General features: G+C 47.2%; 5 protein-coding genes. 3 read left to right on the top strand and 2 right to left on the bottom strand.

Translation table 11 applies throughout. The features are described from left to right. The first annotated feature begins 152 nt into the window (after positions 1-152). Positions 153-1235, top strand: coding sequence for a vWA domain-containing protein (locus tag ACFO3S_RS11195; protein WP_378095411.1), 1083 nt, complete (start codon positions 153-155; stop codon positions 1233-1235). Between the two features lie 31 nt (positions 1236-1266). Beyond that, a complete protein-coding gene (locus ACFO3S_RS11190; RefSeq protein WP_378095409.1) occupies positions 1267-1869 on the top strand; it encodes a helix-turn-helix domain-containing protein in 603 nt (200 codons plus the stop codon). Positions 1870-2129: 260 nt separating this feature from the next. On the opposite strand, the gene ACFO3S_RS11185 is transcribed toward ACFO3S_RS11190, so the two are convergent. Continuing rightward, positions 2130-3236, bottom strand: coding sequence for a response regulator (locus tag ACFO3S_RS11185; protein ID WP_378095407.1), 1107 nt, complete (start codon positions 3234-3236; stop codon positions 2130-2132). Next, positions 3214-4950, bottom strand: a complete 1737-nt coding sequence (locus tag ACFO3S_RS11180; RefSeq protein ID WP_378095435.1) for a sensor histidine kinase — start codon at positions 4948-4950, stop codon at positions 3214-3216. The genes ACFO3S_RS11185 and ACFO3S_RS11180 overlap by 23 nt, the downstream gene beginning before the upstream one ends. Before the next feature lie 243 nt (positions 4951-5193). Between ACFO3S_RS11180 and ACFO3S_RS11175 the strand changes: the two genes are divergently transcribed. Next, positions 5194-6647: DUF5018 domain-containing protein (locus ACFO3S_RS11175; RefSeq protein WP_378095405.1), on the top strand; the 1454-nt coding region annotated here is incomplete at its 3' end.

The following is a 6647-nucleotide window of genomic DNA, read 5'->3' as shown; positions in this document are numbered from 1 at the left end:
TGTTTTTTAAATTCAGTTGAAAACGTACGTCGTTGTTTTTTAGGCACTGTAGAGATCCGCTCCTTAGCATGATAGGTTTATTCTACAAGCCCTTATTTTTTCTGTCCAACTTAGTGTAGCCGATCCATTCAGACGGTGAAAATCCGGAAGTAATGGAACTTCATATTTCCGATAACGGAGAATTCTCTGCAGAAACAGATCAAGCTGATAAAAATGCAGTGCGTCTGAGAAAATCAGAAGACAGTGAGGGGCATTCGGATACGAGCAGTGATGAAAATACGGATGTTTCTAGCCATGAGAATGGAGAAAACGGCATCCCATTTTATCATGAGCTTGATCAATCCGATACAAATGAACGACAAAAACAAGAATTTCGTAAACAGTTGAACAGGGAAGCACGGCAAAGTGTTCAAGGCAGCTGCCATGAAGAAATCAAGCTTATTGTCCACCGCCCGGAAGCTGCCGCTCAAGACAGGGAACAATATAACCGCATAATTGCAGCCCTAAGGCCAGTTATTCAGGAGCTAATAAGAAAAACAAACCCGCTTTTAGAGCATGAAGTATCCGCTGAATTCGCCAAATCTCAGTTATATGGCACAAAATTTTGCGCGGATCAGGCCGCTTCTGTGGATTTCCGTGTATTTGCCCGCAAACGCCCGCCTGAGGAAGAACCTTCCCTTGCGGTTGCTCTCAGGATTGATGAATCAGCGTCAATGTCAGCCTTCGGCCGTTTGGATGCAGCAAAACAGGCAGCTGTTGCTTTATATGAATTCTGCACAGGGTGCGGCATTCCGATCATGGTTTACGGGGATACGGCAGACCGCTCCAAGCTGGAGCAAATGTCCGTCTATGCTTATGTAGACTTCGAAAGCAAAGATGCAGATGAAAAATATGCTCTTATGAACATTCAGGCTCGCAGCAATAATCGGGATGGTATGGCCTTGCGCATGATTTCCGATCGATTGCTTAAAGTGCCCCAAAAAACCAAATTAGTAATCAGTATCAGTGACGGCCAGCCTAAAGCTTTGCCTGATTATACAGGTGAAAAGGCGGCGCATGATATGAAATATACTTTGCAGGAATTTAGGCGAAAAGGCATCCAGTTCCTGGCTGCAGCGATCGGGCAAGATAAGGAGGCGATCCGAGAGCTTTACGGTGCTGAAAACACACTCGATATAACCGATTTGAAGCAGCTTCCAGCAAGATTGGTACAAGTAATTGCAAGGTTTCTGTAGTATCATGTATAGCAGAAATGGAGGTGGTGGCATGGACTGTGTGAAAATAGGCAGATTAATTGCCAAGCTCCGAAAGGAAAAAAAGCTGACCCAGAAAAATATTGCAGATGCATTGGGTATTCAAAATAAAACGGTTTCGAAATGGGAATGTGGTTTAGGGTGTCCTGATCTATCGCTGTGGCCGGAGCTATCTGCTATTTTGGGCGTTGATATGAAGCAGATGATGGAGGGTGAAATCACATCAAATCATCCAGATAGCGGAAACATTGACAAAGTGCGGTTTTATGTCTGTTCTTCCTGCGGAAATATTTTGGTTAGCACAGGAAGCGCCTCTATCTTCTGCTGTGGAAGAAAATTGGAATGTCTACTGCCATTGGATTCACCTGCCGCAACTAAAATCACAGTAGAGAAAATGGATACGGATTACTTTATCACCTTTGACCATCCAATGACCAAAGAACATTATATTTCCTTTGTAGCCCTTGTTAAAAGCGACAGAGTATTGCTGAACCGCCTTTATCCGGAACAGAGTCCAACGTGTAGGTTTCCTGTAATTACGGGTGGTAAACTATATGTTTATTGCACCAAACATGGTTTATCGGTATCTTCAGGTATTAGCCGAGCAAAACTGTGAATGTACAGTCTGCTCTTATTCTGGAGGATTTATAATAGGCTATCAGTAAGCTAATTAAGGTAAGAACCACTACATCCTATGTCTGCGATCAACACTCAACACATGTGGGGTGCTGCTCACTGTTAGTGAGGAAAGATAATTGAGATATATGGGCGGAAATGAAAAAGAGGGGCGTCAGTCCCTCTTTTTCAGGACAAGCGCTTCTGCGCGGCTCAGTTCCCGATCAGGAGCACAGCTTCGCCTACCGAAGACTTCGCTGGCTATAAACGACCGTACCATTCGACCAGCTCTGCCGAAGGCTGAATATTGAGTTCTTGCTTCAAAAGCGCTTCATACTTCTTGTATCGTAATTGGAGAGCTAGCCTGTCCTTCAAAGCGGCAAGCCCATGCATGAGCAGCATATTCGCTTCTTCATCCAATTCGTTGCGCCGCACCAGCTTTTTTGAAATCTGAACGGCCTGACGAATCCGATCGTTTTCGAGCAGCCACTTGACTAGACGTTTGGCAAACGCGTCGTAGACGTCGCTAAGCCGCTCGCGCTCGACAAGGGCCCACTCGTACGGCTTGTCTTCGAACAAATCACCTGTATACATTTTCTCAACGGCAATCGCGGCCTCTACATTGTTTTCATCAATGGCGTGGAAGCCGGACAATCGTTCTTCGAATTCTATAAAATCGACCTTGATATGTTCTAGGCTCATCTGATATTGTTCGCGATCGGAGACAAGTATGGCCTTCATTCCATGCGTAGCCAGAGTCCTGCGCAGCTGGTATAGCGCAGTATTGAGATATAACTCCGAACCTTCTCTATCCTGGAATATATCTTCCAGAATACGGACTTTGGCCGTACGATTCCCGCGACAAAGCAACAAATACGCGAACAGCTCCTGACTTTTGCGGGACATCCACTTCAATGACTCTCCCTGCGCATTGCTGATTTGCAGAGCTCCCAAGCTTGCAACCGACAATCGTTTCGACCCGTCCTCGTGACCGGAGCCTCGCTTTTCCGCCCGTCCTCTCGCCGCTCTCGCAACGGTTTCTTCCAATCTCTTCTTAGAGATAGGCTTTACGATGTAATCCAATGGATAAGCATGAAAAGCATCCAGCGCAAACTCCTTATGGGAGGTGACGAACACAATATCCAACTCCGCGTTCATCTTCCGCAATTCGAGGGCTAACGTCAATCCGCTGTCTTCCGCGATTTTGATGTCGATAAAGGCCAGATCCACGATATGCTTCGCGACAAACGCAACCGCTTCTGCACGGCTGCGTACCATCCCGACGATTTCCACGCCTTCTATTCGCGACAATAGCTGGCTCAATGCCGTCAACATTGCCTGTTCGTCATCGATAAGCAGTACTTTCATCGTTGTTCCTTTCCGAGTTTGCCGCGCGCAGCGAAAAGTAAAAAACGGTTTTCCGGCGCGGCACGCTCTCCACCCAAATTTGTCCCCCGCTCATCCGCACGAATTGCTGGCAGACTTGCAGTCCCAGGCCGGTTCCCCTCTCCCCGGCAGTACCCGTCGTAGACACGAGTTTCAGCGGATCGAACAATTCCCGAACCCGTTCTTTCTCCATACCCACACCATTATCGCTCACCGATACGATGACCTGACCGGCATTCGTTTCGGCGCTAATCCTGACTTTCCCGCCCCGATCGGAAAATTTGATCGCATTCGTCAGCAGGTTACGAACGATCAGATTGACCGCTTCTCTATCCGCATAGACCTCAATGTCGCCGTTAATTTCCGTATGAATATCGATTTGTTTGGCTTCGCCTTTAATTCGCAGCGTGCGACACACTTCCCCGACCGCTTCTACCAGACGTAACCGTTCGGGGTGCAGCAGCATGCCTTCCTTCTGGCTGCGAAACCATTCCAGCAAATTTTCGATCATCGCAAACGTATTTTGAATTTGCCCGCTTAAAGCATCGATCACTTCCTGATGATTGCGGTTAAACATCGTTCTATCTGCTTCCAGTACCTCAATCAAGCTAGCCTGGACCGCTAACGGATTCCGGATATCGTGGGAAACGATTGCGAACAAATGGTCCTTTAGCTGATTGAGCTGAACGATCCGTTCCATCTGCCTTTGCTTGTCCGTAATATCGAACAATACGGATACGGTTCCTTGCTCAGTCCCTCCCCGGGAAGAGAGCGGATACACCTTGACCGTATAGACCCGGGGTTCTCCATTCACCTGAGCTTCAATCTCTATCTCGCTCGTCTCCATTCGCTTGCAGGCTCGCAGCCAATTCGGCCAATCGGCCAACAATTTGTCGATAGGCTTCCCCGCAATCGAACCTTCTCCCGAACCCGCCCATAAGGGCTCGACATACGAATTGCTATCGACGACGCTTCCTCTGCGATTGACGATGAGTATTCCTTCTTTCATCGTTTCCACCACGACTTGTCTGGCGAGCGGAACGACCGAGAACATCCGGTAACGGATCACGAGCCACAGCATGGTCATTCCCGCAAATCCGCAATAAACCGAGATAGGAAGCAGCCATGGCGCGAAGTCTGAATAAACGAACTTGGCGACTTCCGTTAATGCGGGGATACAGCCGCACAAGATCAACCAGATGCCCGGCGTGCGAATCTCGGGACGAACGCGCCGCATATAGACGAACAAATAAAAGACGCAAGCCGCAACAATCAAATAACAGATGATATTAAACGCAAGAGAATAAACGGTTTTGCTTACTTCCAAATGCCCTTGGTTAAGCTCTATATTCCAAAAAAGCAGATGGTGATAGGGGTTGGTCCATATCAATACTGACCATAGCACGAAAATCGATAGAATCTGCATCATGCGAAACGGACGTAAATATTCGTTTTTCCCGAACAGAGCCAGCACGAAAAAAATCATCATAGGCACCGTAAACAGCAAGCTGGTCTGTTCCATATTCCGGAACAGCATTTTCGAAGCTAAGCTTTCGCTGTTGATTTCCATGATCACGCTTCCGGCATAAATCACGCGACAAACCATCACCCAGGCAAAATATCGGATTCCCCGTTCCTGGCTATACAGAAAGGCGTAACATAAAAACGCGATCATCAAAAAAATGGAAACCAGCATGACCACATTGGATAGCGTTACACTTATCACAATCAAGTTCTCCTTAAGAAGGGAAAAACATCTATATTGATCATACTATATGGAAGGTTCTTTCACTATAACAAGTGAACTGCAGTCCCTTCATAGTCCTTTCATAGTTCTTTTATTGTCCTTTTATAGTTCTTTCATAGCCGTCTGATATGCTGGTTTTTATAAAATTGCGAGGAAAATTATTCCTCGGGCTATTAAGAGAAGGAGAACAAGATGAGTAAATCGACTTTAATCGTGAAAAAAATATGGATTAGTCTACTAGCGCTTATCCTTATCGCAGGTCCGTTATTTATTCCGACGAATGCCTATGCTGCACCAAATGACCCCGTATTTGTTTCTGTTACCTCTGAAGAAGCGACTACACTTGCGTTGGATCAAGAGGGTCAGATTTGGGCATGGGGGGAGAATGGCAACCCATATGGGCAATATGGTGACGGAACAACGGTATCCTCCGTACTCCCCAAAAAAGTTCAGGTGATGAATAGCGGTACCCCGGTTATATTTACAAAAGTAAAACCGGCAGCTGATCATTCTATGGCGTTGGATATTAACGGGAATATCTGGACGACAGGGAATGATTCTTTCGGACAATTGGGCAATGGACCGTTAGGCGAATCTCTTACATGGGAGAAAATTAACATCCCGGGTAAAACATTTATAGATATCGCAGTGACAGTGAATGCTTCATTCGCTTTGGACAGTAATGGATTCTTGTGGGGATGGGGCTATGAAGTATCGTCGACTCCCCAAGTGCCGGTGCAGGTACCGGTAGAAAAGGACGGGATTGCTTTTAAATTAAAATCGCTTTATGGACATCATCAAGCGGTTTTGGCAATAGATACGGAGGATCAAGTATGGTACATACGTGAGGAGGGACGTTATCTCCCCCAAAGATACTGGACGTTGGTAGACACCAGATTCAAATCAGTTTCAATTGGTTCCGGATCAAGTGGAGGGGGGCCTTTTATTTTGGCTCTCGATACATATGGCAACGTATGGGGCTGGGGAGACAATTCCAAAGGGCAACTTGGACATGGACTTTCTCCAAATTTCAGCTACAATCCAATCCCGATTCCGATTAGGAACGGCAGCAATCCGATTGAATTCGCTCAAATTTCCGCAGGGTATAATCACTCGTTGGGGTTAGATGTTGACGGGAAAATGTGGGTTTGGGGGGTAAATGACAAGGGACAACTGGGCGACGGTACAACCACGGACACGTCAAATGCTAAGACATATACGGTCTCCTCTTTCGAGGGGGGCGTTCTACGTATGGCAAGCTTCACATCTGTGGAGGGGGGATTGGATAGATCGTATGCCTTGGATCAAGAGGGGAAGCTGTGGCACTGGGGAAATGGAGTATTAAAGCCAGTAAAGCTCGGTTTGGCAGTAAACCAGACGAAGGAAATCACCGCGTTCAGCTTCGCAAGTCCAGCCGTGACGGGAACGGTGAACGAGGCGAGTCACACAATAAGCGTTAATGTGCCCTATGGAACGAACGTGACGGCCTTGACACCGACTATTGTGCATACGGGAGCAAGCATCTCGCCGAATAGCGGAGTCGCGCGTAACTTCACCAATCCGGTGACGTATACGGTGACCGCGGCGGATGGCTCCACGCAGAATTACACCGTAACGGTAAATGTGGCCGCGAGCCCGGCGAAGGC

Origin of the sequence: Cohnella hongkongensis, from assembly GCF_042654645.1 — a bacterium.
Taxonomy (GTDB): Bacteria; Bacillota; Bacilli; order Paenibacillales; family Paenibacillaceae; genus Cohnella; species Cohnella hongkongensis.
The sequence above is the reverse complement of the archived record's forward strand: the minus strand, read 5'-3'. Positions and strand labels throughout refer to the sequence as shown.

What these genes read in the sequence shown, in the direction of transcription:
- ACFO3S_RS11195 (WP_378095411.1), top strand. Translation starts at nt 153, where the DNA reads ATGGAACTTCATATTTCCGATAACGGAGAATTCTCTGCAGAAACAGAT.
- ACFO3S_RS11190 (WP_378095409.1), top strand. Translation starts at nt 1,267, where the DNA reads ATGGACTGTGTGAAAATAGGCAGATTAATTGCCAAGCTCCGAAAGGAA.
- ACFO3S_RS11185 (WP_378095407.1), bottom strand. Translation starts at nt 3,236, where the DNA reads ATGAAAGTACTGCTTATCGATGACGAACAGGCAATGTTGACGGCATTG.
- ACFO3S_RS11180 (WP_378095435.1), bottom strand. Translation starts at nt 4,950, where the DNA reads ATGCTGGTTTCCATTTTTTTGATGATCGCGTTTTTATGTTACGCCTTT.